The sequence below is a fragment of the Paenibacillus sp. FSL A5-0031 genome (genome assembly GCF_001956295.1).
Lineage (GTDB): Bacteria > Bacillota > Bacilli > Paenibacillales > Paenibacillaceae > Pristimantibacillus.
This window is the reverse complement of sequence record NZ_MRTD01000002.1, coordinates 529,699-555,367: the sequence shown is the minus strand read 5'-3', so window position 1 is coordinate 555,367 and position 25,669 is coordinate 529,699. Positions and strand designations below refer to the sequence as shown.

Below are 25,669 nucleotides of genomic sequence, written 5' to 3'. Positions count from 1 at the left end.
CTAGATTCAAAAAAATAGTCTTGATGTCCGAGGCATTGAGAGGGGCGATAGTAATGAGCTTATTCGACGACGATTTTTATTCAACCAAAGTATCCAAGCGTGCTGCTCGCGAGAGTAAGAAAGGAGACTTTGCATTTCGATATAAGAGCGGTGGACGCAAGTGGTCCAACGTTCGTATTGCATTTGTATCTTCTATCACGAGCGCGGTAGCTGCAACGTTGTTGTTCGGTGCTGTGTTTGGCGGCGGAGGCAGTGGTACGACCAGCGGCGGCGGCGGTGCACCGGTAACGGGTGGTATACAAGTGATTGATCCGCTTGAGCGTCCTATACAGGCTTCAGCGAAAGTAAGACCGGCCGTCGTAAGCGTCATTAATCAGCAAATGTTCTCTCTTGGCATTGGAAAAGACAAATCGCAGCCGGAAAAAGAAGAAGGTAAAGGTACGCTTCGTGAAGCGGGTGTGGGCTCAGGTGTCATCATTAGCAAGAAAGATGGCAAAGCGATTATTATTACGAATTACCATGTCATTGATCAGGCACAAGCGGTAAAGGTTGTACTGATGAATGGAGAAGCGCGTGAGGCACGTATTGTCGGTAAAGATCAAATTACGGATCTTGCAGTGCTGGAAATTGACGCAAAAGGAATCGAAGTCGTTGCAGAAATTGGCGATTCGTCTGCGCTTCGCCCTGCTGAATATATTATTGCGATCGGCAACCCGCTCGGACTCGGAGAGTCTGTGACAACGGGCAGCGTGAGCAAGACAAGACAAATTGTACCGGTATCACTTAATCAAGATGGAGTATACGACTGGGAACAAGAGGTTATTCAAATTGATGCATCCATAAACCAAGGAAACAGCGGTGGGCCGCTTATCGATTTGAATGGACGTGTAGTTGGCATCAACAGTATGAAAATAGCTGATCTTGGCGTAGAGGGCATTGGCTTTGCTATCCCGATCAATCTGGCTATGCCGATTGTTGAAAGCTTAATCAAGCTGGGCCATGTGCCGCGCCCATATCTTGGCGTATACACGATGGATTTGGAGCAGTATTGGGAGCAGCAGGACTTTGAGGATGCGTACAGCAATCCTGGCGAAGGCGGGATTTTGCCGGAGGGCGATGTTCCTCATGACGAAGAAGAGGCTGTTCCAGGTGATGATCAGATTCTTGAGGGCGGACAGAAGCTTACGCTGCCAGACGAGGTTTACGATGGTGTAATCGTACTTGAAGCGGTTGGCCCTGCTAAGGATGCAGGTTTGCTGTTCAATGACGTGATCGTTAAGCTGGATCGTCATCCGATCAGCAGTACGATGGACCTTCGCAAATATTTGTACCAACAGAAGAAGATTGGTGACGAGATTGAGATTAGCTTTTACCGTGATGGGAAGCTGAAGGTTACGAAGTTTAAGCTGGCTGAGAAGACAGATGAGGAATAAGTTCGAGTGCATAAGCTGGATAAAGCTTGGTTAGTTCAAGCTTATTGAGCTGGAATTTTAGGAATAGCCCGAATGAGCCGCGGTATGCAAATGGTAACCCATTTGTGTGCTGCGGTTTTTTTTGTGCGTGGATGTGGGGAGCATACTGGGAAAGGGATCGTGCGGAGATAATACGAAAATTGTCGTCTTCACATGGAGAGGCGTTTTCTGATATGCTGTGTATAGACAATAAGGACGACCATCAACTAGGGATAGGAAGCGTGCAGACGATGTATTGTGTATGTAAAGAGCATATTGAGAAAGCATTGGACCGTTTTGTAGATGAGTATGAGGATGCACCAGACGTAGTAGATCTGAAGGAAACACAATTCGCAGATTGGGATCCACCGCGCAAATGTGATTTTTGTGAAGAACCAGCTACTTTTTTGGTGGTGTAGAAATGCATATACAGATAGCTGCTGTTGGTAAGCTGAAGGAAAAGTACTTAGTGCTTGGCATAGCGGAATATGCCAAGCGGTTAGGGCCTTACGTGAAGCTTACGCTCACGGAAGTGCCCGATGAGAAGGCGCCGGAGACGATGAGTTCGGCGGAGGAAGCGATTGTGCGCGAGCGAGAGGGCGAGAGGCTTCTAGCGCAGCTGAAGCCTGATGCGCATGTTGTCGCGCTCGCGCTGGATGGCGAGCTCTGGTCAAGCGAGGATCTCGCGGGCCAGCTCGATAAATTAGCCACGTATGGGCGCAGCCACGTGGCTTTTGTTATTGGCGGGAGTACGGGATTGTCTCCCGCAGTAATTAAGCGCGCCCAGCAGAAGCTGAGCTTTGGGCGCATGACCTTGCCGCACCAGCTCATGCGACTGGTGCTGATTGAGCAGATTTATCGCGGAGTGAAGATAAATCGTGGGGAACCGTATCATAAGTAAGCCGAATTATTTTGAACAAATTTCTTATTTGATACTGCATAGTACAATTGGGTTAGGGTGAGACTTAACATAGATAATATTCAAACATATCAAAAAGCCGATTCTTCCTTCTGGGAGAATCGATTTTTCGTTAAAGGGGCTTGTTGGAATTACGGGAAAAGAACGACAAAAAGGGCAAGAGGAATTGTCCTTGTTTATCCTATAACATTCAAACTAAATTGAAATAGGGTGGGAAAATGGATAAGGAATATAAATTAGCTAGCCAACTATTAACACTGCTTGATACGGAACAAAGGTGGTTTACCTTAGCCGAAGTTGAGAAAAGTTTAGGAATCTCAGATAAAACCATACGTAAGATGGTTGAAGAGATAAGCAAGCAGCTGCCACCCGATATCACCATTGAGGTGACAAGAGGAAAGGGAGTATTTCTTCGACGTGATGGGCGAGGGAAGACGATTAGTGAAGTGGTTTCTTTTATGCTCAGACAAACCACTTTTTATCGGCTGATGAATCTATTGTTTACCACTGACGGACGATTCTCAGTAGAGGAGCTTGCTGGTGAAATGTTTATGAGCACCTCGTCTTTGAAGAAGTTGATTGTAAATTTAAATAATAATGATCTGAAGCCGTATAAGCTGCACATTACTTATTCCACCCCTAAGATCAAAGGGAATGAAATGAATATACGGTATTTTTATTGGAAGTTGTATTGTGATGCCTATGACTTTACTGGATGGCCCTTTGAGAATATTGACTTTGCTTATATTAATGAGTTAATCACAAATATAGAGAATGAGAAAAATATAGTTTATTTTATCAATTCCAAAAGGAAATTATCCTTTTTGCTGGCGATTGTAGTAGATAGAGTTACAAGAGGGAAATGTGTAAAAGTCGACGAGGTTAGATATCCCTGGGAAAAAGGGATGTTTTATTTGCCGGTGAAAGCTCTTGCGAAGAGTCTAGAAGAACAGCTTTCTATAGCATTTCCTGAAAGTGAAATATTCTTTATGCAATCACGAGTGAGACTCAGCCAATACCATTATTACGAAGGATCGGAAATGACACCGATGAAAGAATTCGAATTATACAAGGATAAAGAAGAGTATCAAATGGGTAATCTGCTTTTTACATTACTGGCAAAGGTATATCCGAATATGGATATGGAAGAACGATTTACATTGGAGGTATATGACTTCATTGACAAGCTTTTAATGGATAATGCCATTCCTGAATGGATGATGATTTCAAAAAGCAATTTATCGACATATGTTCAAAAAGAGTGCCAGCAGATATATCAACAATTGCAAGACTGCATGAAAACGTGGAATGAAGCTTATCCTTCTGTCATGTATAATGATTTCCATTTAACAAAACTCACCTTAATTGTTCGTTCAAGCTTGCGTTATAAAAGAAAAAAGGCCTTCTTAGTGATCGGTGAAGAATTTTCGATTCGCCATTACATAGCGGATTTGATTAAAAAGGAAATTGGGGATCAGTTGATCGTTAATACTTCCATTATGAAAGGACTAACCGACGAAATGGTGCAGCAGCATCAAATCGATTTTGTCATTAGTAACTTCCCGGTTTCATTAAAGACAGTACCTGTTGTTACTATTTCTACGATTCCATCTAAAAGAGACCTGGACAATATTCGTAAAGAATTACTTTTATAATTTGACCAATTATTTTCCGTACCCTACGTAAGATTTTGGTCTAGTTTGCGATGATAAAAAACCTTATGCTCAAAGCAGGTTCTAAACGATTAAGGCTGACCTTCCTTAAGGAAATTCGTTTGGAAAATACTAAAGCATCTATTTTCCCGTCGGTAAATGGAAGCGATTTCGGAAAATCTGAGTGCAGTATTCAGATTATTGGAGGAAACCATATGAGCAGGCATTTAGGTGCAAAAAAAGGAGAAATAGCAGAACGTGTTTTGCTTCCAGGAGATCCTTTGCGTGCAAAATTTGTAGCAGAGAATTTTTTAGAGGAAGCCTATTGCTATAACGAAGTAAGAGGTATGTATGGATACACTGGGTTATACAACGGTGTGCCGGTGTCGGTTCAAGGGACAGGGATGGGGAACCCATCGATGAGCATATATGCAACGGAACTGATCATCGATTACGAAGTGAAGAAATTGATTCGCATTGGCACATGTGGCGCGATGCAAGAAGAAGTAAATATCCGTGATATTGTATTAGCCCAAGCCGTGTCTTCAGACAGCAATCTGACGGAGAAGATTTTCCATGGCTGCAACTATGCGCCTACGGCGGATTTCTCATTGTTAATGAAAGCATATCAACAAACACAAGGTAAGCAAGCGAAAGTCTTTGTTGGCAACATTTATAATTCTGATGAATTTTATCGTGAAACGTTGGATCGACTTCACAAATTTATGGACTTTGGCGTATTAGCAGTAGAAATGGAAAGTACATCGCTCTATACGTTGGCTGCTAAATATGGTGTAAAAGCACTGTCCATTTTGACCGTGGGCAGTCAATTATTAACGCAGGAGCACTTAACTCATCAAGAAAGTGAACAGTCCTTTTATGAAATGGTAGAAGTAGCTCTTAATACAATCATTGATGAAACTAGTTTATAGGTTTAAGGGTTAGGAAAAGAGAGTGAGAAAGAAATGAGAGTAATTCTGTCCGGATTGCAGTGGATGATTTTTATGATCGCAGGCGCAATTGCTGCACCAATTGCTATCGCAGATTTATATAACTTAACACCCATTGAGACTGCTGGACTCATCCAGAGTACCATTATTACTTTGGGGATAGCAGGCTTTTTACAAGGCCTGATTGGTCATAAACTTCCTATTCATGAAGGTCCGGCAGGGTTATGGTGGAGCATTTTTACCATTTACGCGAGCTTAGTGGGGGTATTATATTCTTCTAACATTGATGCTCTGCAAGCTTTAAGTGGAGGAATGATCATTAGCGGTGTCTTATTTATCCTCATTTCAGCCTTTAAGCTAATGGATAAAATAGCCCGATTATTTACACCAACCATCACTTTTATATATTTACTGTTATTGATCTTTCAATTAAGCGGTTCTTTTATGAAAGGGATGATGGGAATTACATCTAGCCATACGACGTTAGATGTTAAAGTGTTTTTGCTTAGTGGGATTGTGGTTTGCATTACCTTTTGGTTAGGGAGCTGCCGCATCGCGTTACTTCGACAATTTTCGGTGATCATTAGTATATTGTTAGGTTGGCTATTATTTATAGTTTTTGGTAATATACCGGTTTTTTCACAAGCAGAAAACCTAGTTAATCTACCCGAAATGTTGCCATTTGGATGGCCGCGATTTGACGGTGGGACCATCACTACAGCGTTGTTATTAACACTGCTGTTAATAACCAATGCGATTGCATCCATCCGGTTGATGGAAACCGTGATAGAGCAAAAGCAATCCACGGATCATCGCCGTTATTGGCGTGCTGGAATTATTTCCGGGGTTACACATTTTATTGGCGGCTCTCTAGGAGCGATTGGCTCGGTGCCTATTTCGGGAGCAGCGGGATATGTTGAACAGACAGGTATGAGAGAGCGTAGGCCGTTCTTAATAGGGTGCAGCTTAGTGATCGTTTTATCCTTGTTTCCGCCAATTATGAATGTCATATCCGGCATTCCAGCTCCGATTGGCTATGCTGTTACATTCGTTATTTTTGTGAAGATGGTTGGAATATCGTTGAGGGAATTGCGAAAGGTCATTCATGAAGAGCGACCTTTTATTGTTAGTGGAGTTTCTCTGCTAGTGGGTGTGGGGTTAATGTTTATCCCTTCATCAGCCACAATCCATTTGTCTCCGATCGTGATCGCCATTTTAAATAATGGGTTAATATGCGGAAGCCTGTTAGCGATTATTTTGGAACAGGGGTTCATGTGGAGGGAAAAACAGCGGAGTAAGGTAAGACAATAAACAAAAATTTGGAGGGGTAAAGATGCATTATCTCATTTCTGTTGCTGGTCTAATTCTTGTTCTAATACTGGCATGGCTTGCAAGTAATGATAAGAAAAAGATTAAATATCGACCAATTATTGTCATGATTGTGGTTCAGATTGTTTTAGGAATACTTCTACTAAAAACGAGTATAGGGGAATTATTAATTAAGGGCTTTGCCAATAGTTTTGATAAATTACTGGGATATGCAAATGAAGGGATTAACTTTATTTTTGGTGGAATGGCAAACGAAGGGGCACACACGTTTTTCCTCTTTGTATTGATGCCTATCGTATTTATGTCAGCGATTATCGGGATTCTGCAACATTATAAAATACTGCCGTTTATTATAAAGTATATTGGTCTGGTCCTAAGTAAAATAAATGGTATGGGAAAATTGGAATCCTATAATGCGGTTGCGGCTGCCATTGTCGGACAAAATGAAGTGTTTATTTCGGTGAAAAATCAACTCGGATTATTGTCTAAGCAGCGTCTGTACACATTATGTGCATCAGCAATGTCGACGGTATCCATGTCAATCGTTGGTTCCTATATGACGATGCTGGAGCCTAGATATGTTGTAGCTGCATTAATACTAAACCTATTTGGCGGTTTTATTATTGCATCCATCATCAACCCATATGAGGTTAAACCTGAAGAGGATATTGTTGAAGTTCAAGAACAAGAAAAACAAACGTTTTTCGAAATGCTGGGTGAGTATATCATGGATGGCTTTAAGGTAGCCGTCGTGGTTGGGGTTATGTTGGTTGGTTTCGTTGGGTTAATTGCTTTAATTAACGGCGTTTTCGCTGGAATATTCGGTATCTCGTTCCAAGAAGCATTAGGTTATGTCTTTGCACCGGTTGCCTTTGTTATGGGTGTGCCATGGTCTGAGGCTGTTAGTGCAGGCAGCATCATGGCGACCAAATTAGTGGCGAATGAATTTGTGGCTATGCTTGATTTTGTAAAAATTCAAGACAGCTTTAGTGATCGTACGACAGCCATCGTCTCTGTGTTTCTAATCTCATTTGCTAACTTTGGGTCCATTGGTACAATCGTGGGTGCCGTAAAAGGCTTGAATGAAAAACAAGGGAATGTGGTTGCTCGATTTGGATTAAAGTTGTTATATGGCGCGACACTTGTAAGCGTTTTATCAGCCATCGTTATCGGAATCATATTTTAGTTGAGTACAGCTAAAATAGAAGGAGCATCAACATGAAACAAACACCTCGGTTTAAGCGGATTTTCGTCATTGTTATGGATTCTGTAGGCATCGGAGAAGCTCCGGATGCTGAAAAGTTTGGGGATACAGGATCACATACATTACGGCATATTGCAGAAAGAATGAATGGGCTGCATGTTCCAGTTTTATCTAAGTTAGGGTTAAGCCATATTGACCAAATACCCGGAGTACCCAAAGTAGAGCAGCCTTTAGCTTATTTCACCAAAATGCAGGAGGCTTCGAACGGGAAGGATACAATGACTGGACACTGGGAGATTATGGGCATAAAAATCGATGTTCCTTTCAAAGTGTTTCCTGAAGGGTTTCCAAATGAATTAATTAACGAATTAGAACAAAAAACGGGACGAAAGGTTATTGGCAATAAGCCAGCTAGCGGTACAGCTATTCTGGATGAACTTGGGCAAGAGCATATGAACACTGGTACACTCATTGTCTATACTTCAGCAGATTCAGTGATTCAGATTGCGGCTCATGAAGAGGTTGTCCCTGTGGAAGAACTTTATCAAATCTGTGAGGTAGCTAGAGAAATTACGTTACGCGAGGAATACATGTTAGGCAGAGTGATCGCCAGGCCATTCCTCGGAGAGTCTGGAAAATTCAAGAGAACATCGAACCGTCATGATTATGCCTTGAAGCCTTATGGAAGAACCGTGATGAATGAGCTCAAGGATGCTGGGTTCGATGTATTAGCGATTGGCAAAATCTCAGATATATATGATGGTGAAGGTGTCACCAAGTCTTTGCGCACAGTGTCGAACATGGATGGCATGGATAAACTCATGGACACCATTCATACTGATTTTACAGGACTTAGTTTTTTGAATCTTGTTGACTTTGATGCACTTTATGGACATCGTAGAGACCCGATCGGGTATGGGAAAGCGCTAGAACAATTTGATGATCGATTAAATGAAGTGCTTGCCGAGCTGAGCGATGATGATCTTCTCATGATTACAGCAGACCATGGCAATGATCCTGTTCATGTGGGTACAGATCATACCCGTGAATATGTTCCTTTACTCCTCTACAGCAAGAGTTTCACTCAGCAAAGTGAGTTACCTGTAAGTAAGACATTTTCGGATATTGGGGCAACGGTTGCAGATAACTTTAATGTGAAAATGCCGCAGTTTGGACAGAGTCTCTTACAGGAGCTTAAATAAACTTGATCTGGAACCGCCTGCCCATTTTAAATTAGGGAGTATCACACTACAGATGATCGACATCTGCGAACCAAAAAAATGCTAAAACGCTACTGACATTACGTTGTCAGTAGCGTTTTTGTATATTAGGTGTATGCGAATAGCGCAGTGTTTTGGAGATAGGGTGACCTTTCTCATAATCCTATTATAGAGGTGGAATTTATTCATGAGTAATATCAAATGGGAAGTGGATCCGGACCACAGCTCCGTCGAGTTTTCGGTGACGCATTTAATGATTAATAAAATTAAAGGAGTATTTGAGCGTTTCCAAGCGATTTTAAGTTTTGATCCCAACGAGTTAACAACCATGGGTATTCAGGCTTCCATAGAAGCAAATAGTATCACAACTCGTCAAGCACAACGAGATGAACATTTGAGGAGCGACGATTTTCTTCATGCTGACAAGTATCCAACTATTGTGTTTCAAAGCACCAACTGCGTCTTTGCTGGCGAACGACAGTATGAACTTACGGGCAATCTAACTCTGCATGGAATAACCAAACCTGTCACTTTTCATACCGTTTTTGAAGGACTAAACAAAGACCCTCGCGGCCGTGAACGTGTAGGCTTTCATTCAACAGCCAGTATTGATCGTAATGAATTTGGTTTGAAATTCAACTCGCCTCTTGAAACGGGTGGAATTATTGTCGGAAATGAAGTGATAATCGAACTTTATATTGAGGCAATTAAAATAAATTAGAGATCCCAAAGACCATCCTTTTATCGGGATGGTCTTTGTTCAAAAGCTAGCCGTTGCAGACAAAGCGGAGAACCATGCCATATGTGACGGTGAAAAGCTTTGTTGTGAAAATTTGGAGAGATCAAGGCTATATCTCTAACATTGCAACCGTAAATTCCAAAATTCAGGTGAAAAGTAGGTAGACTCAGGACAAGCGATCACTATAATGGAAATAAGATACATATATAGAACCAATCTATAAGATATAAACAAGAATCAGGTTGAGTAAAAAAGTGATTAGAGGAGGCGATCTCGTGGGAAGATCATTTGCGAATTTGCATATTAAGTCGAAAAACCTTGAGAAGACTGTTGATGCATTAAGAGAGCTAAGTGAAGGGCATGCCACAGTATTAGGCGAGCCAAATAATGAGGCTCAAGAGATCAAAGTCGTCATGTACATAAGCAAAAGCAACGAAAACTGGATTAGCGTGCTGCACGATTATTTTGTATGGGGTACGGTGAAGGAGGTTGGCAAAACATTGTCCCGGCTTATCGAAGAGCCAGTGATGACCGCCGGATATATGAATGAGGAATTATTCGAGTTGTCGTTTTTCGAGAATGGAGAGATTAGGGCCGAAAAAATCTTTTGTGAACAGTGGATGAGGGATGAATATGAACAACTCAAAGAAGAGCGTATTAATGATGACTACCTGCGGATAGCGTTGGATATTCGTAATGAGGATTTTGACGACTTCATTAGCATTACGAGTCCAGTACAAGCCGTAGATAAGCTGTCAGAACTCGTAAAAATGTCTTTATGGAGTGATTCGGAGTGGATACCGCACGAAGAATCTCTCAGAAAACAGTTTGGGAAATATGAATTTTGAAAAGAATTTTCCATGAAGTACATCCGACTGCCAACAGCGGCAGACTTAATAGTCCAAATAGGGGGAGTATTCATGTACATTGTATCGCGGCCAAAACCGCTGTCAGATGGTCAAAACCAAGCACTTGCAAAGGAAGACGCCGCTGTTTATCCACCGGGCTACCTCCGGTTTTTGCGGCGATTTGGCGAAGGGACTTACAGAGGTTGGTTGAATGTTCAGCTGCCGGATACGGAGGTGCTTAAACCCTTTGCTGAGTACGGGTTATGGGAGCATGACGAAGACAGCCCCATTACTGAGCAACAGATCAGTGAGTGTACCGTTATAGGCACAACGGTAGACGGCGATTTTCTGGCCGTGCATCCCCAGACGGCTGTACTGCTCTGGCTGCCTCGGCATGCGGAGCACGTTAAGGCGATTTCGCTGCAGGATCGGGAGCAGGAAGACGAAGGGATGTACGCCTTGGTGCTGGACGAAATATTTCGTCAGGTGTATGGAATCAGTCAAGATGAAGCTGTCTATTATGAACCGTGGACAGGTACTCGGAGCCATCTCTTTTTACGTTTGCCACAAGGGCAGGATCAGCTTTCGCTACCCGATTTGGCTGGGATGTGCCAAGCAGATTTTCCACCGGATTTGTCCATTGAGACCCCATATGCATGCTTCCTGTTCTACCGGCAACTAGGTGGCTATGTACGATTGAATTATGCTTACCAACAAGAGGTGGCTGTTTTCTATGAACAGGATGTACAGCAGGCGTTTGCCGTTATGAAGCAGTGGCTCTTGTCAAAAGGGTGCGAAGCAATTTCAGAAAATAACAGTTGAGCTAGGTGTAGGAGCGATTAATGAATGATAAATCTAAAAGATATTGGGAATTTCGAGGATCTGCCGGAAATCGCGATGCACATTTACAAAGGAAATATTCCTGCTTTGCAAGCTGCAATTACAGCAGGCTGGGATATTGAAGCTGGCATCATACTCAGCAAGCATACCACCTTAAGTCCGCTTGATCTGGCGCTTATATTGCAGCAAATGGATGTTGTAAAGCTGCTGGTAGCGCACGGCGTCAACCTGAATGTCAATCATAATCCGGCCTTTTTGCGAGCAGTTCGCTATTGCAAGGAAGACATCATTCGCTACATTGCAGCGCAAGGAGCCAAGCTGGACAAGCTCAATCAAACCGGGTCTGGCGCATATTCACAGGCTTACTATGGCAACAAAAGCAATATCCCGCTCATTCATGAGCTGGGGTTAGATATGAAGTTGCATGGCGGTGCTGTATTGCGTCAAGCTGTATCGGATCATGACTATAAGACACTCACCTATTTGCTCGATCATGGGGTGAACATCAACTATAATAAACCGGATATGGTCTATCCTTACCAAGCGACTCCGTTAACCGTTGCCGCGCGCATGGGTAATCTGGCCATGGTCAAATTTTTGATTGAACGCGGTGCGGACGTGACTTTTGCGGAAAAGGACGGCGAGCGCCCGTATACGATTGCGGTCAGCAATAAGAATACAATCTTGGCTGACTATTTGAAATCGCTGGAGCCGGCAGAGCTTCATAATATGGAAAATAAAAAGTTTGAGCTAAAAAAATATAAACTGACCGATGAACTGGTCAGCTTTCTTATTGGAGACAAGCTGCGCCTTGAGCTTGCGCAAAATGAATATAAAATCGGGTATATCGATTTTTTTACATTAACTGATACGATCGAGATGAAAGTTGGCAGGCAAAAGCTGTTGCGTCTGTCAGCCGATATCGACAATTACTCTGATCTGCAGCTAGTATGGAATCCGAAGAAAAAAGGCTTGGTAGGCTGTTATGACGTGGAGCACCAGGAGTATGCGGATTTGTGCAGCTTTACAGAGTTCCTCGTGCAGCCTGAAATGTACCTCATTAAGTTTCTTGAGGGAGAGTTATAAATAAAGAATCGCTATTGGTCACATTAGTAAAGGAGAAAGTGTACAAAGGAGATTAACTTATGAAGGATGCGTTAATGGAGAGATTAAAGAATTTCCTTCATCGGGAGGATAATAGCACACTAGTAGGCATTCCGGCGAGCCAAGAGGAAATTGCTAAGGCACAGCAACGGCTGAATGTAAGCTTTCATGAAGATTACGTACATTTTATAAGGACGTTTGGCGGAGCATATGCAGGTCTTGCGGTACATGCATTCTCTAACGGTTCTAGTCTCGGAAATGAAACGGTTATTGATTTGACGTTGGAGTTCCGAGAGCAATTCAAGGAGCTTCCCTGCGCAGAGGTTTTACGAACTAGTTATGTCATTTCTATGGATGGTTCCGGCGACCCGATTATCATCGATCGGTCAGGAAAGGTACTCATCTGTTACCACGATACCGGGGAGATCAAGTTAGTAGCGGATTCATTTGAGTTGCTGGTCGAGGAAAACTTTTATGAGTGGTGATTAGTCCAATTCGGTAGACCCGTTAAGGCGAACCGTATTATAAGTAGGGCAAAACTCTTTCAAGAAGCCTTACGAAGCATAGTAATAGCGCTCGCTGTATTAAACCTATAGTCTTGAACCACCTGTTTAACTACGAGGGTGGTTCTTTTTTTTGTTTGAGGTAAATCATCATATGCTGCCGTATCCTCGCGACCATTGGACAAACGTGCTTTTTTTTCCTTGTCCACATTTATACCTTACCAAAATCTATTAATTTGCATTTAATGAACTATACCAATATCAAGGAGGTTTTGAAGATGGGAAATAGAAGACCTACGGGTTACGACCCTGTTCAGATATTTAACTCCACATCGTTTAATGCGTTTGGAAAAGTTGAATATGCATCCATCTTTTGTAGTGACGACAATTATGCGGTTCAGCGTGACGAGACTTGGACAGCTTCTAGCCGTGGTGTTTGCTTGGTGACTAGAATCACCGCAACGGTTAGAACACCGAGTGGAAATATTGAGGCGGAACCGTATACTTCTTCCGGCACTTCTTTCAGCAAGTTTGCCATTATACAGGTAGGGGTAAACAAGTTCCAAGTGACGCGTGTTGTAAGTACAAGTAGACGCAAGTAAAATCCCAAACGGGGCATGAACAAGAATAGGTTATAAAAATGAAAAGACGACAAGCCAAGGATAAAAGGCTGGTCGTCTTTTTTCGCTCTAATGTTTCTTATACCATGATATTCTGCGCTGCATCGAGGAATCTTTCAAGAGCCGAAAAGGGCGCAAGTCTGGTTGATAATTGCCTTCAATGATCCAAATTCGATGCTTTCTGTCGATGCCTATATCGAACCCGACTTGTCTAAGCTTGGGGTAACGCTCTCCTAGTCTTTTGGCAGCCAATAGTGCGATCCGTTCCGCTTTGACAAGCAAGCTTCGATCTCCGATTCGGGCTAAATTTAGCGCCTCAAGCACTGGAATGGTGCGGCTAGTTACATTTGTGACTAGATATCCTTGCGCCGCTACTTTTGCGTATGAGCCTGTCACGTTCCAAGGGGAAGAAGAGTCTTTTTTCCGCTGAGTTATTATGCGAATGTCGAATGGCTTGTGCCCAATTTGAGCAAGCTGCAGACGTCTTTGGACAATATATCCATGAGTACTGTTTTTTTTACGGAGCCATTTGAGTATTTTATCAGTGTCTCTCATGGTAACCGCATTCTGTTCATTATGAATACGGTAGGCATTTGCACCGTTCCGTTTGATGAACACGATATCCCTTCCGTAACTCCCGTTGCGAGGTTTCAGTACGACGCTTTGATATTGAAGCAGCATTTTCGATAAGGTGTTCTTCTTAAGTAACTGTGTTTGTGGCAACCGTCCGGCGAGAGAGGGCCTGCTGCGAAAGATGCGATATTGCAACCATTTGTCTCTTTTGATTAACATTAGAATCACAGCCTTTTTCAATCTTATATGGTAATTCTAAGTCAAATTAGTGATCAGCATAAGTGACGATTCGTCCATATTTATAAACTGAAGCAGGTAAATAAGGCTTTTGAACCCGTACCGCATATCATTTCTGTTTTCTCCGCTTTGCGTAGTAGAATGGTGGGGATAAGGAATGATATTATAAATAATGACAAGTTTTGTTGGAAATAATGTTATAAAAGGAGAGATGGACATGTCTTATATCGTTGATTTTAAAAATGTGTCTACGGTTGGTTTAGAGTCTTCACCTGTAGCAAAAGCGCTTGCTGGTTTGCGCGCTAATGAAGCCCGTTACTTTATGAATAAATACAAACATGAATTTACGGTTGTGCCAGCTAGCGAAAGTCAGGATACACTTGATTATGTGAACCAAGTTTTGAAAGAGCGTGATATTGCGTTTGCGGCCAAGCCTTTAGAAACGTCGCGTTTTCAAGTGGAGAATATTAAATTTGCTTACGTCTTTTATGAAGACGGTCTTGGAATTAATGTCATGTATACAGTTGATGACGCTAAGAAGCGGGCCGTTGGCTTTAAGCTTTCCGAGGGGATGGAGATACCAAAGGAGTTAGAAGAAAAGTTTAAGTTTGCGAGGCAGAAGTCTAAACTAGCTGGAACAATACGAGGTTCGTTTTTTGTAATTAAAAAAGAATATTAAATAAGCAACAGCGAAAATTTGGACTGTAGAGGGCTAGCGGCCTGTAAGCTCGAATCGTAATAAGAATGTCTAGGGGCTGTCCCATAAGCATCAAGCTCGCTGAGGAATAGCTCGCTTTGAACGGGTGTATTGGTAAATATATAGCAGTACAGGAGAGCTATTCCTGTACTGCTATTTTTCTATTCTGGTCTATGGTTGCTTGCTTCATAGGATTATGGGCAAGCGAAAGCCACCCGACCTCCAGACTTACCTTAGGTAAGCTGCGAAGCAGAAACGCCGGAATCCTTGGTTATTCTTTATCTGCCCTAAAATACTTTCGGGTTCAATCATTCGTCTTACCGACAGCGAATATCCTTCCTCGCAGCTCAGTTTTTCCCTTGCTTGCTGCTTGTAGCGCATAATAACTCAGACTGACCATATCCAGCATCAGCGATGATCGTCGTATGATTGTAATGTGCGCGAACCGATAGTGGAGAGTAAATAAGTGTAAAAGTGCACCTGTTTTTAACAAACAAGATTGGAATGTTGCAAATAGGTGTACTAATACCTCTAATTGATCAGATTTGAAGAAAATTTGGTTAAATAAGTGCATTTCTGCACTTAGATGAAGATGCTGCAGGCGCTGCCGCAAAAGTCTTTGCATCAGGGAAACATCCCCGTTTTCAAATGAAAGGACTTCAAATTCCACTGTATAGTGGAGCTTGAGGTTCTTTTTCTCGATGAAAATAAGTTCTAAGTAGTGCTCAAAAAATCGCAAAATGACTTTTGAGACAGCCCCTTTTTTATATGCAGAAAACAACAACGTTTTCCATATCATGGTATAATTTTGCTAATAGTCCTTATGTATTTTAATGATAAGGAACAATAATATCCTAGGAGTGTTGCATGGAATTATACAAGCTTTTGTCTGAGCTTCTATCACGAATAGAAGAAAATGTTTCTGGTACTAGGGAGGCAGAATATGTGGTCGATCTCCCGATTTCCATTGTTCATTTGCGTCGACTATTCAAATTCGCTTTTGGTGTGCCGCTACAAAGCTATAGCCGCTCTCGAAAGCTTGCCGCGAGCTTGGAGCATTTGATGCTTACCGAGAAACGAATTCTCGACATTGCAATCGAATGTGGTTATGAACATGATCAAACCTACATACGCGCGTTTAAACGCGAATATGGGCTTACGCCTGGCGAATGCAGACATTCCGGAAGAAACATTCATATAACAGCTCCTCTTCATCTATTTCCGAAAACAATGTTTGCGGAAACTTGGTATACGGGCTGAATATGGTCATGATGCCATCGTTTCATTTAATTGGGCAAATGTATCGAATTGAAATTGCTGAAGCGCCGACAAAAGCGCCCGAGGCTGCTAAGCAATTTTGGTGGAACAATCGACATAAAGTGCCAAGTCCAGTAGAACCCAATATTTATTATGGTCTAACAAAGACACTTGATCCATCACTTAGTTGGACGCACTATCTACCGTCTATACGGGTACAGAATCTGAACGATATTCCTGACGGCTTTTCAGGTGACACCGTCCCTGCTTCCTTATGCGTCGGCTTTCGTTATATAGGGAACCATCATTATGAGGAGATTAGTGAACTGCGCGCAGAGGCGCTATATCATGCTATCGATAGGCTTGCAAAGGAGAACGAAGGGAAATATGAGCTTCTGGATAGCGAATTTTTCGTAGAAAAAATCGACACGGATGCATACGATGGCGAGTACTGTCAGATGGAATGGTTTGCGCCCATCAGAGTAAAATGATCAAAAAAGTCCATTGAGCGTGCCGCTATTATGGTACGTTCTTTTTATAGAGTAAGAAAAAATAAATGTTTGTGCGGAAAGGGACTTGTATGAATTATAACGAGGTTGTTTCAATCAGTGATACCTATTTGCTTACAGTAGTATCGGAGCTATTCGGATTAGAAGGCTATGAAATTCAGCTGATTCCGGCTCATGATGGAGGAAGGAATGTCGTATATACCTGTGTGAAAGAGGGCGCCGACGCAAAAATACTTAGAATCGCTTTTTTACCTGACAGGAGCCGGGAAGATTTTCTGGGAGAAGTTGAGTATGTTAGATATTTATTCGAGCACGGAGGAAGTGTCTCTAATGTAATCAGCTCCCGGAAGGGGAATCTGCTGGAGGAGATTACACATAATAACCACACCTTTTTTGTCTGTCTGTTTGAAAAGGCTAAAGGAAAAATGCTTGTAGAAAATAATTATCAGTACCGAGAAGGAGCTCCAATTACCGAATATTATTACAATTGCGGCAAAGTCTTGGGGAAACTGCACCAAATATCGAAAGGGTATATGCCTGTCCATCGCCGGCATAGTTTTTTTGACAAATACAATGCCGAATATATTGATAAATTGATCCCAGACTCCTTATCTCTGCTTAAAGAAAAACTGGTAGAGCTCCTTAATACCTTAAAAGGATTGGACAGCAACCAGGATACTTTCGGAATGCTCCATTTTGATTACAACGATGGGAATTATTCCATCGATTTTGATACCGGACAAATAACCGTATATGATTTCGATAATTCATGCTTCGGTTGGTATATGTTTGACTTGGCAGGCCTCTGGACAAGCGGAGTGGGCTGGATACAATTTGAGCCCGACGCCGGTAAACGTAAAAAGTTTATGGATGACTATTTTGAAACAGTCCTCGCGGGATACAGATCCGAGACCAAGCTCGAAGATTCGGCGTTGGATAAGGTGCCTTTATTTATCAAAGTAAATCTCTTGGAAAATATTATTGATGCATTCGAGGTCATGCAGAACAACGGTGAGGAACCAAAGTGTGATGAGGAGCTGTCGTATCTTATAAAATGTTTGGAAGACGATATCCCGTACAAAGGGTTTTTTCATGAAATGTACTCTTGTGAAGAACCCTTTGAGTATGAGGAACGAAATATTTAGTTTTTACAGAGAAACCGTGTTGTAGACGGCTGAAGTCGACATCAAATATTTAGATTTTTATCCATTTTGATAGGTGTGGCATCCTCTTAAAACGCCCCTTTTTGAAAAGATATGGTAGAATTAGGCTATTGTTGAATAGTAGGGGGAAGGTAAATGAAGAAGAAATATTGGGTGGGGATTATTGCAGCAATGTTCTTGCTTGGCAACGCAACTGGAGCCTGGGCAGGATCTGCTTGGAAGGAAGTAAAGGCGCTCTTTAATCCTTCAATTAAAGTGGAGATGAACGGTCAGGAAATCGATGGTATCAAAGCATTACAGTACAATGGAAGCTTATATTTGCCAGCCAAGAGTGTTTCCGATTATTTCGGTCTAACTTCGAAGCTCGTTTTCGACAACAAGACAAATAAATTAATCATCGGTGGTCCTATGTATGTGAATTTGTCTGATCATGACACCGCGAACTTCTTCCAGATTGTCATTAATGGCAATTGGAGACCCTCTGTAATGACTGATAATCGGAAGTTGTACAGCAACTATTATATGGGAGTGGACTTCCAATTGGAGTCAAAGAAAGGCTTGGGCTTGGACGAGTATGCCAAGCAGGCTTTAAAGAATGGGTACAATTACGTTAAAGTGAACAAGCAAACGAACACAAAGATCGCCGGAGCAGAAGCGCAGGTGATCGATTACGAGACAAGTGACACGGTCGGCAAGCTGGTCTTCATCCAAAAAGATTCTAATTTCGCAACCCTGATGTTTTTTGTCGATAAGACTCGGTATCAAGATAAAGATTTGAAGGAATACGACAAAATTATTGCCAGCTTCAACATTCAATAGACTCTGGGACATAGAATCATGAGTCGAATATCAATATAAATTAACGGGCGCGCCGGATTGGGCGCCCGTTTTTTTAATAAAACTTGCTGTTACAGACATTGCGGAGAACCGTATCATAAGTGACGGCGAAATGAGGTTCAATTACGCGAGGAAAAGAGGCGGCCACTATGGCAAAATGGGATAACATGCTGTCTATGCTGTGGATGCTGCGTTCCGGAAGGAAGCTCACCGCCGCGCAGATTGCAGATAGTTTGGAGATTAGCGTCCGCACCGTGTACCGGTATATCGACGCACTATGCGCCAGCGGTGTGCCGGTCGTCGCGGAATCGGGCCATGACGGCGGCATTCGCATTATGGAAAGCTTCAAGGAGACACCATTGTTTTTCAATCCCTTAGAGCTGAAGGCGCTTGTAGACGCGTTTAAATTTACGCAAGGCGCTGGCTACCCCTATACAGAACAGCTGGAAAGTGCGTTGAAGAAGGTGGAGAACGGGCTGCACGAAGATCAGCTTAACGATCTAACCCGTCAGACGAGCGGCATGGATGTAATTGCTCTGTCGCGTCCGCCTTCCGTCGTTCCGCTGTTGCGAGACCTGGAGCAGGCGGCGGATGACGGACAAACAATGCGCATCACCTATCGTAAACCAAATGCGGAACAGTCGGGCGAACGTAACATCGATCCCTACGGGCTGGCTTATGTCCGAAACGAATGGTACGCTGTCGCATTCTGCCATCGGTCGCAAGCGGCTCGAACGTTCCGCGTGGACCGTATCTCACGGTTGGAGCCGACCGATATGCGGTTCGAAAAACCGGAGCACTTCTCAGCATCCGCCTATTTCCATGACCAGTCCAAGCGGGAACGAGAAGCGGACGGACCGTTGACGGTCATTCGCATCGAGGGGGACCCGGTCACGTTGAACGCAGTTTGCGGGCACTGGCATATGCGCCACTATTTGACGGAACGGACCGACCGGGAGGCGCAGTTCCTGCTCGATACCCCAACAATGAACAAGTACCTTCCAATGTATCTGATGACGTTCGGCACGGCCATTCGCATTCGGGAGCCGCTGGATCTGAAATATCGCATTCAGGAATTAGCGATAGGAATTGCAAAACATTATGCAGACGATTCCGATTGTACTTCGCTGACAACAGTTGTCAACAAACCCGGTGTATGATAGTGGAAAGGCTGCAGCAGCCGAACGACGATGAATAAAGGAAGGTGGATTCACCCATGCTTAAACAAACGCATCAATTGTACGATTATCACGTTTGGGCGAACGAGCGTTTATTCGGACATCTAGAGCAGCTTCCGAAAGATGTGTTCCATGCGGAAGTAACGAGCGTTTTCCCGTCCGTGTCACAAACGTTCGGGCATATGTACTTGTTCGAACAGCTTTATCTGTGCGTGCTCGCGGGAGTTCCGAACGAGAACATTTTTCCGAGGATGCCGGTCTGGGCGGAGCAAGCGCAAGGCAAAACAGTGGACGAGACACGGCAGCTGTTCGCCGGCGTCGCCGAACAGTACCGAGATTTGCTGCAGCGAACGCCAGGCCCAGACAAGGAGATGACGATCGAGCATCCGAAGTACGGTAGTCTCAATACGCGGTTCTCTGAGATTCTGCAGCATGTGGTTAACCACGGGACGTATCATAGGGGCAATGTGACCGCGATGCTGAGGCAGCAAGGATATGCGGGGTTCCCGACCGATTATCTGTTTTATTTGTTGAACCAACAGGAAAGTCAGCGGTAAATCGAGCGAAACGAGCGGGGACGATATTCGTCTAAAGCAGGGAGAAAATTAAAAAAACTCAAAAATGCGCTTGGAACCCCAAGCGTATTTTTTTATTACAATTGCATAAAATAGCGCCGCGGCGGAGTTTGCGCCATTAGACAAAATAACCTGTGTTCAAAATTAGCGACGCAAAAAAAATGGGAGAGAGATACAATTCCACTTGCACCTTACGTAACGTAATGTTTTACAATAGAGCTACCGGTATATAGCTAGCGCCAAAGATCGGAGATGGTTAATGAAGAAACATTGGAAGGTCGGGGACCTCGCCAACCTGACGGGGCTGACCGTAAGAACGCTGCGCTTTTATGATCAAATCGGTTTGTTATCGCCATCTGACCAGACGGAATCGGGTCACCGGCTATATAGTGAATCGAACTTATCACGCTTGCACCAGATATTATCGCTTAAGGAGCTGGGGTTATCTCTCGAGGAGATTAAGCTGGCCTTAAGCGGCGGGCAGATCAGCCCGCTTGAGATCGTCAACCTGCAGATCAATCAAATCAAAGAACAGATCAAACGACAGCAAAAACTATTGGAGCAGCTCAGGCATGTATCCAAGCTAATGCAAGGTCAAGCGGAATTAACGGTTGAAGATTTCACAAGCCTTCTGCAAGCGATGAAAATGGAATTCGAGAAACCGGTCATTGAACGGCAAACGAGTTGGGAGCGACATTTGAATCTATTAGGGGACTTTCTAATCGAGGAGAGCGGAAGTCCAGAACATAAGGAGGAAAATCAATGAACGAACGATTTGTCAAACATGGAACTTTTGTCGTCGAGCGGACTTATGCAGCTTCGCCGGAGAGGGTTTATCACGCATGGGCCGATCCAATTGCCAAAGCGAAGTGGTTTTCGAAGCCAGAAATCTTCGATTTTCAGGTCGGCGGGCGTGAGTACAGCAGCGGCGGGCCGCCGGAAGGACCCGTTTTTACCTTTGACGCCTACTATCAGGAGCTTGTTCCAGAGCAGCGCATTGTTTACACGTACACGCTGGATTCAGGAAGCACACGCATCTCCGTCTCGATTACAACGATAGAGCTTATTAAAGTGGAGGACGGTACAAAGCTGATTTTCACGGAGCAAGGTGCGTTCTTTGACGGACACGATACGCTAGAAATACGGGAGCATGGTACAAACATCATGTTGGACACACTTGGAAAAACAGTAGACGGGGAGTAGGAACATGACAATAGTTGAAAATCAACTTATGGCTACTCGCGAATACAATTTCCCGCGGGAGCTCGTGTTTCGAGCTTGGACAACCCCCGATTTGATAGCCCAGTGGTGGGGGCCGGAAGGCTTCACGAATACGAATCAAGTGTGTGATATCAAGCCGGGAGGCACATGGCGGTTCATCATGCATGGACCGGATGGAGCGGATTATCCTAACCATAACGTCTTTGTTGAAATCGTACCGTCAGAGCGAATTGTGCTTGATCATGTGTCCGGTCACGAATTTCGGATAACGGCTACTTTCGAGAGCATTGAAGGCAGCACCAGAGTCACCTTCCGTCAACGTTTCAAGGAAAAAGAAGAGTTTGAAAAATCCAAGCCGATCTGTATAGAAGCTAATGAGCAGTTGCTTGATAAACTTGGAGAGCTGCTGGAGAATTTGACCGACTAGCGTTGCTAAGTTATATCGGCTTTTAGTTGAAAGAACTAGTACTTACGTGATGACTCTAAAATTGTCGCCGTTCAAGCTCCCTATTGGGAACCAGACGGCGATTTTATTTTTGGATAAGGGTAGTTGAAACCAGGCAGCTTATGAATTCGGGTTTTTCAACGTTCGCATAAAAGCCTCTAGATTATCTGTCAATAACCTAGTGTTTTCAAACCCAGTATTAGCAATGATGTCCCTAATATTTTTGACAAACTCATTCAAGCTAGCAGTAGAGACATTTTCAAATCTATTTTCGCCGGCAATATCCCCAATATGGTTGGCTGCTCCTTCTCTATATTCCTGCACCCAATCCTTGCGAGTCGATACTTTCTCAGCGAAGTTTAGCAAGATGTTGCCCCAGTCTTTTCCGCTCACAATAGCTGCTTGCAGCTTGTCCAGCGTTTCCGGCTCAAATTTCTGCATCATATCGGTTAATTTAATATAATCGTCAGGAGCTCCGATAGGTCTTTGCGGCGGTGTTTCGTAGCGGATTTGTTTCGTTTCAGGGTCTATGGTTCTGGTTTTGGATAGGGCTCCGATCTGATGAATTGTATTCATAAATTCTGCCGCTCCGTCATCCTTTAAGTAGTTGTCTGCGATATACTTAGCTTGAGAGAGTCCGAGTTCTAACAATGCTGCTCTTTCCTCTTCATCGGTTATGTCTGTAATGAAATTGGATTGAATGATGCCGTAAACAGCTTCCTTCACCTCTGAAGGCTGATCTTTAAGAAGGCGGTTCAGTGAATCATTGATTTGCACGGTTCCAAAATATACAGCTGAATGGTTCACAATATCCGATGCCGCCAGCTGCCTGGCGGTCGGGCTGATTTCAACTGTATCAGTGTCATGTGACAGCTCGGGTATCGTTCCTGTAACCAAGGCTGGTTTATCGGTTTGCTGTTTCGAGTTCATATATAAATTCAAGTCATGCGGGGTTGATCCGTAAATTTTCATCTTTAACCACCTGCTCCTATGTCGTTTATTCATTCAAGCTTTACTCTTCTATTCATAATATCGAAATATTCTTCCATATTTTTTTATAGAATTGGGCAAAAAAGTAATGGGGAGTTTTATGAGTTCACCTATCCTGTTTTTATCAGTTGGAGTAGTGAAGGAATGGTTTATAATAAATAGGGATAAATACATTGTCTTTTACTAAGCTAGAGCAATATAGTCTTCACATCTGTAGAGGAGATTGTTGATGTTGAATAAGAAGGAAAATGGACCTGATAAGATCGTCCAAGCCTCAATCGAAACGATTGAGGAAGTGGATTTTCTGCTCATCACGCAGTTAACGGCATGGTTTGTTCTTTCTGGTTATTTGGAAATTATGCGTAACGGTTCGGATATTTTGATTCGGACAGGCGATATATTTGTTCTGAATAAAGGTGATATTGTTCGTGTGATCGGCAGCGAAGAGAACTCGACGCTCACAGTGAAATTCTTAACGGGTGAGTATCAAGAGGAGTTTCCGCCATTTAAGCTTAATATTCCATTATCGATGGTTTACAAAAAAGATGGCTATGAACTTGTGAAAAATGGTATGGCATATTTGTACCTTGAAATGATTTATCCCGGAGACGGTTCTGATTACATGATTGAGGGGTATTCGAAACGATTAATTGGACTTTTCTACAGATATCTTGGGGCGGCAGATGATAAGGAGCAAGCGCATGCTGCTTCGGACAAAGTGAAAGAAATTGTATCCTATATTAATGTCAATTACGCTGAGAAGCTCAGTTTGGATGAGATAGCTGAAAAGTTCTATAGCAGCAAGTACTACTTGGCGCATTCTTTTAAAACGCAGTTAGGCATTTCAATCGGAAACTACATCAAAGAAGTGCGGTTATTTCATAGCTTTCGAATGCTGGAAAGTACGAACAACAAAATAGTTACGATTGCTTTAGAGTGTGGCTTTCCCAATGTACGCTCATTTAACGAGGCGTTTAAAATGAGGTATAATCTAACGCCTGCTGAATTTCGTGAGGAGCGTCAAATTAGAGCGGTGCAGAATCATGCAGATGGAGCACTGTCTCAAGATGTATTAGCGCTACTATCACCTTATGTACCTATAGGCGATCTGCCAACTGCTTCAGCTTCAGCCCCCGATCGTATCGAGGTTAAAATAGATTTGCATAAAACGATTGGCCGGCATTCAAAGGTCAATCATGTGCTGAAAGTAAAGGGAGAGCTTACGGATAGCCGTTTGCTTGAAGTGCGCCAGCGCCTCGGTGTGAAGTGGGTAGCCGTTGCCCATATTTTAAAAAAAGTAGACATACAGCTAATTGAAGGCAAGCTCGTTTGTTCATTTAGAGAGCTGGATCGAAAGCTGAAGCAGATTGTTTCTGTCGGTATGGTGCCTTACCTTCAATTCCAATCCATCGATTTCGATGATTGGGAGATGCGAGGTTTTCCTAACAAAAAAGGGTTTCAAACGGTACTGACCGAATTAAGTCTCCATCTGCAGCAAAATTACGGGACAAGCCAGGACTGGATGTATGAGTTTCGCTGCTTTTATGAACAGCAGAATAGCCGGGAGCTATGCATGCCGCTTGTAAATGCTATTTCAATATTTAAAGGTTACCTGAACGTTATCATTCATTTTCCCATGCGGCCTGAAGGTTCGGTATCGCTGGATATGGATTGTCGTAATGCTGTGTATTGTATCGATGATTGGACACATATGCGCAAGATTCCGCTTGAGTCTGCGCTTAATTATTTGTTCGATGAAGCCTTTATTCGGGTCATTGGCTCGAGTACGAATATGAAAGCTCAGGACCGTATTTTAGACCGTATGCAGATTTACGAACACGATGATGATCTACACGCCTATTCGGAGTTAGCGCAAGCAAGCGCAAATATTTGGCAGTACATAAGCCTGAGGAATCAAAATGAAGTAGCAGGCCACTACTTCTCTCCGTTGTCACTCGATTCGGCGAAGCTGTTTGAATATTTTCCAGATGAACTGGCAAGTAAACTGTCATTATGTACGCTGGATGGTCGTTACAAGGACAACTGGTATGCGACAGAGTTTGTGAACCGACTGTTTGACGAGCTTGTATTTCAAAATAAATCTTGTATCGTGACCAAGCGGCAAGAAAATTACCGCATTTTAATTGTTTATCCAGAGGAAGAGCTTCATCTGATGATCAATCAAAATCATGAACCATTCAAATTGGTTTGGCATAAGGCAAAAAGTCCGTATGTTTATGTGAATCTTGAACTTACAAGCCTTGAAGGAAATTACCGATTGATAAAGCAACGATTAACACCTGAGCAGGTAGATCAGCGGTTGGATCTTGCCGAATTAAGGAAATGCAAAAAATTGTCCTCCGAAGATATTGCCTATTGGAATGCGATTAATCGACCTTCAAGAAGCGTCGAACAGCTGAAAATAAAAGGAAATCATACACTTGAATTCGAAGTCCCCCTATTCGGAATCGTTATGATTGACCTAGAAAAAACAAACGATTAATGCTAAATGTTGCGCTTTGGATTTCGTGAAAAATCCGAGGATCGCAATATTTAGCTTTTTTTTCGACAAGATCCTCATAGTTTTAATGTAAGCGCTGTATTAAGA

Annotated in this window: 28 protein-coding genes and 1 pseudogene; 25 read left to right on the top strand and 4 right to left on the bottom strand. The window is 43.1% G+C overall.

The window, feature by feature from the left end; genetic code table 11:
• The first annotated feature begins 53 nt into the window (after positions 1 to 53).
• From BK120_RS05945 to BK120_RS05880, 14 genes are all read left to right on the top strand, one after another.
• Positions 54 to 1,433: a S1C family serine protease gene (locus BK120_RS05945; RefSeq protein ID WP_076266548.1), complete on the top strand. Its 1,380-nt coding sequence runs from the start codon at positions 54 to 56 to the stop codon at positions 1,431 to 1,433.
• A gap of 269 nt (positions 1,434 to 1,702) precedes the next feature.
• On the top strand, positions 1,703 to 1,870 hold the full coding sequence (locus BK120_RS05940) for a CxxH/CxxC protein (RefSeq protein ID WP_063847536.1): 168 nt from the start codon (positions 1,703 to 1,705) through the stop codon (positions 1,868 to 1,870).
• Between the two features lie 2 nt (positions 1,871 to 1,872).
• Positions 1,873 to 2,352, top strand: coding sequence for a 23S rRNA (pseudouridine(1915)-N(3))-methyltransferase RlmH (rlmH, locus tag BK120_RS05935; protein WP_076266547.1), 480 nt, complete (start codon positions 1,873 to 1,875; stop codon positions 2,350 to 2,352).
• A 236-nt stretch (positions 2,353 to 2,588) separates the two neighbouring features.
• Positions 2,589 to 4,025, top strand: coding sequence for an AcpB/EbpR/MafR family transcriptional regulator (locus tag BK120_RS05930; RefSeq protein WP_076266546.1), 1,437 nt, complete (start codon positions 2,589 to 2,591; stop codon positions 4,023 to 4,025).
• Positions 4,026 to 4,237: 212 nt separating this feature from the next.
• Positions 4,238 to 4,954 (top strand): purine-nucleoside phosphorylase, encoded by a 717-nt coding sequence (gene deoD, locus BK120_RS05925; RefSeq protein ID WP_076266545.1) that lies wholly within the window; start codon positions 4,238 to 4,240, stop codon positions 4,952 to 4,954.
• 33 nt (positions 4,955 to 4,987) lie between these two features.
• Positions 4,988 to 6,283: a purine/pyrimidine permease gene (locus BK120_RS05920; RefSeq protein WP_076266544.1), complete on the top strand. Its 1,296-nt coding sequence runs from the start codon at positions 4,988 to 4,990 to the stop codon at positions 6,281 to 6,283.
• A 22-nt stretch (positions 6,284 to 6,305) separates the two neighbouring features.
• Complete coding sequence (locus tag BK120_RS05915; protein ID WP_076266543.1) at positions 6,306 to 7,487, top strand: NupC/NupG family nucleoside CNT transporter; 1,182 nt, start codon at positions 6,306 to 6,308, stop codon at positions 7,485 to 7,487.
• Between the two features lie 32 nt (positions 7,488 to 7,519).
• The gene (gene deoB, locus BK120_RS05910) at positions 7,520 to 8,707 is read left to right on the top strand and encodes a phosphopentomutase (RefSeq protein ID WP_076266542.1); all 1,188 of its coding nucleotides are present in this window, start codon (positions 7,520 to 7,522) and stop codon (positions 8,705 to 8,707) included.
• Between the two features lie 205 nt (positions 8,708 to 8,912).
• Positions 8,913 to 9,446, top strand: coding sequence for a YceI family protein (locus BK120_RS05905; RefSeq protein ID WP_076266541.1), 534 nt, complete (start codon positions 8,913 to 8,915; stop codon positions 9,444 to 9,446).
• 293 nt (positions 9,447 to 9,739) lie between these two features.
• Positions 9,740 to 10,312 (top strand): hypothetical protein, encoded by a 573-nt coding sequence (locus tag BK120_RS05900; RefSeq protein ID WP_076266540.1) that lies wholly within the window; start codon positions 9,740 to 9,742, stop codon positions 10,310 to 10,312.
• 72 nt (positions 10,313 to 10,384) lie between these two features.
• Entirely contained in the window at positions 10,385 to 11,134 is a 750-nt protein-coding gene (locus tag BK120_RS05895; protein WP_076266539.1) for a hypothetical protein, read from the top strand.
• Positions 11,135 to 11,158: 24 nt separating this feature from the next.
• The gene (locus tag BK120_RS05890) at positions 11,159 to 12,238 is read left to right on the top strand and encodes an ankyrin repeat domain-containing protein (protein ID WP_076266538.1); all 1,080 of its coding nucleotides are present in this window, start codon (positions 11,159 to 11,161) and stop codon (positions 12,236 to 12,238) included.
• A gap of 59 nt (positions 12,239 to 12,297) precedes the next feature.
• Complete coding sequence (locus BK120_RS05885; protein ID WP_076266537.1) at positions 12,298 to 12,741, top strand: SMI1/KNR4 family protein; 444 nt, start codon at positions 12,298 to 12,300, stop codon at positions 12,739 to 12,741.
• A 296-nt stretch (positions 12,742 to 13,037) separates the two neighbouring features.
• Complete coding sequence (locus BK120_RS05880) at positions 13,038 to 13,361, top strand: hypothetical protein (RefSeq protein ID WP_076266536.1); 324 nt, start codon at positions 13,038 to 13,040, stop codon at positions 13,359 to 13,361.
• A gap of 87 nt (positions 13,362 to 13,448) precedes the next feature.
• On the opposite strand, the gene BK120_RS05875 is transcribed toward BK120_RS05880, so the two are convergent.
• Positions 13,449 to 14,171 carry a YheC/YheD family protein gene (locus tag BK120_RS05875; protein ID WP_076266535.1) on the bottom strand — a complete coding sequence of 241 codons (723 nt, stop codon included), beginning with the start codon at positions 14,169 to 14,171 and terminating at the stop codon, positions 13,449 to 13,451.
• 235 nt (positions 14,172 to 14,406) lie between these two features.
• Here BK120_RS05875 and BK120_RS05870 point away from each other — a divergent pair, with 235 nt between their 5' ends.
• On the top strand, positions 14,407 to 14,868 hold the full coding sequence (locus BK120_RS05870; protein WP_076266534.1) for a phage tail protein: 462 nt from the start codon (positions 14,407 to 14,409) through the stop codon (positions 14,866 to 14,868).
• Between the two features lie 157 nt (positions 14,869 to 15,025).
• Here BK120_RS05870 and BK120_RS36505 read toward each other — a convergent pair.
• Positions 15,026 to 15,267 (bottom strand): annotated as a pseudogene (locus BK120_RS36505) (transposase); the annotation flags it as partial.
• On the bottom strand, positions 15,191 to 15,685 hold the full coding sequence (locus tag BK120_RS35165) for a hypothetical protein (protein ID WP_179089739.1): 495 nt from the start codon (positions 15,683 to 15,685) through the stop codon (positions 15,191 to 15,193). The gene BK120_RS35165 and the pseudogene BK120_RS36505, both read right to left, overlap by 77 nt.
• Positions 15,686 to 15,753: 68 nt before the next feature.
• Between BK120_RS35165 and BK120_RS05860 the strand changes: the two genes are divergently transcribed.
• From BK120_RS05860 to BK120_RS05820, 9 genes are all read left to right on the top strand, one after another.
• Entirely contained in the window at positions 15,754 to 16,146 is a 393-nt protein-coding gene (locus tag BK120_RS05860) for a helix-turn-helix transcriptional regulator (protein WP_076266533.1), read from the top strand.
• Positions 16,147 to 16,154: 8 nt separating this feature from the next.
• Positions 16,155 to 16,634 carry a hypothetical protein gene (locus BK120_RS05855; protein WP_144376693.1) on the top strand — a complete coding sequence of 160 codons (480 nt, stop codon included), beginning with the start codon at positions 16,155 to 16,157 and terminating at the stop codon, positions 16,632 to 16,634.
• 89 nt (positions 16,635 to 16,723) lie between these two features.
• Positions 16,724 to 17,797, top strand: a complete 1,074-nt coding sequence (locus tag BK120_RS05850; protein WP_083681654.1) for a phosphotransferase enzyme family protein — start codon at positions 16,724 to 16,726, stop codon at positions 17,795 to 17,797.
• A gap of 153 nt (positions 17,798 to 17,950) precedes the next feature.
• Positions 17,951 to 18,634 (top strand): hypothetical protein, encoded by a 684-nt coding sequence (locus BK120_RS05845; RefSeq protein WP_076266531.1) that lies wholly within the window; start codon positions 17,951 to 17,953, stop codon positions 18,632 to 18,634.
• 167 nt (positions 18,635 to 18,801) lie between these two features.
• Positions 18,802 to 19,812: a helix-turn-helix transcriptional regulator gene (locus BK120_RS05840; protein WP_076266530.1), complete on the top strand. Its 1,011-nt coding sequence runs from the start codon at positions 18,802 to 18,804 to the stop codon at positions 19,810 to 19,812.
• 56 nt (positions 19,813 to 19,868) lie between these two features.
• Complete coding sequence (locus BK120_RS05835; protein WP_076266529.1) at positions 19,869 to 20,387, top strand: DinB family protein; 519 nt, start codon at positions 19,869 to 19,871, stop codon at positions 20,385 to 20,387.
• 277 nt (positions 20,388 to 20,664) lie between these two features.
• Positions 20,665 to 21,171 (top strand): MerR family transcriptional regulator, encoded by a 507-nt coding sequence (locus BK120_RS05830; RefSeq protein ID WP_076266528.1) that lies wholly within the window; start codon positions 20,665 to 20,667, stop codon positions 21,169 to 21,171.
• Positions 21,168 to 21,608 carry an SRPBCC family protein gene (locus BK120_RS05825; protein WP_076266527.1) on the top strand — a complete coding sequence of 147 codons (441 nt, stop codon included), beginning with the start codon at positions 21,168 to 21,170 and terminating at the stop codon, positions 21,606 to 21,608. The genes BK120_RS05830 and BK120_RS05825 overlap by 4 nt, the downstream gene beginning before the upstream one ends.
• A 4-nt stretch (positions 21,609 to 21,612) precedes the next feature.
• Positions 21,613 to 22,053, top strand: a complete 441-nt coding sequence (locus BK120_RS05820; RefSeq protein WP_076266526.1) for an SRPBCC family protein — start codon at positions 21,613 to 21,615, stop codon at positions 22,051 to 22,053.
• A gap of 138 nt (positions 22,054 to 22,191) precedes the next feature.
• Here the strand turns inward: BK120_RS05820 and BK120_RS05815 are convergent, their stop codons facing one another.
• A complete protein-coding gene (locus tag BK120_RS05815; protein WP_076266525.1) occupies positions 22,192 to 23,043 on the bottom strand; it encodes a hypothetical protein in 852 nt (283 codons plus the stop codon).
• Positions 23,044 to 23,290: 247 nt separating this feature from the next.
• On the opposite strand from BK120_RS05815, the gene BK120_RS05810 reads away from it, so the two are divergent.
• Positions 23,291 to 25,564 (top strand): helix-turn-helix transcriptional regulator, encoded by a 2,274-nt coding sequence (locus BK120_RS05810; RefSeq protein WP_076266524.1) that lies wholly within the window; start codon positions 23,291 to 23,293, stop codon positions 25,562 to 25,564.
• Positions 25,565 to 25,669: the final 105 nt, after the last annotated feature.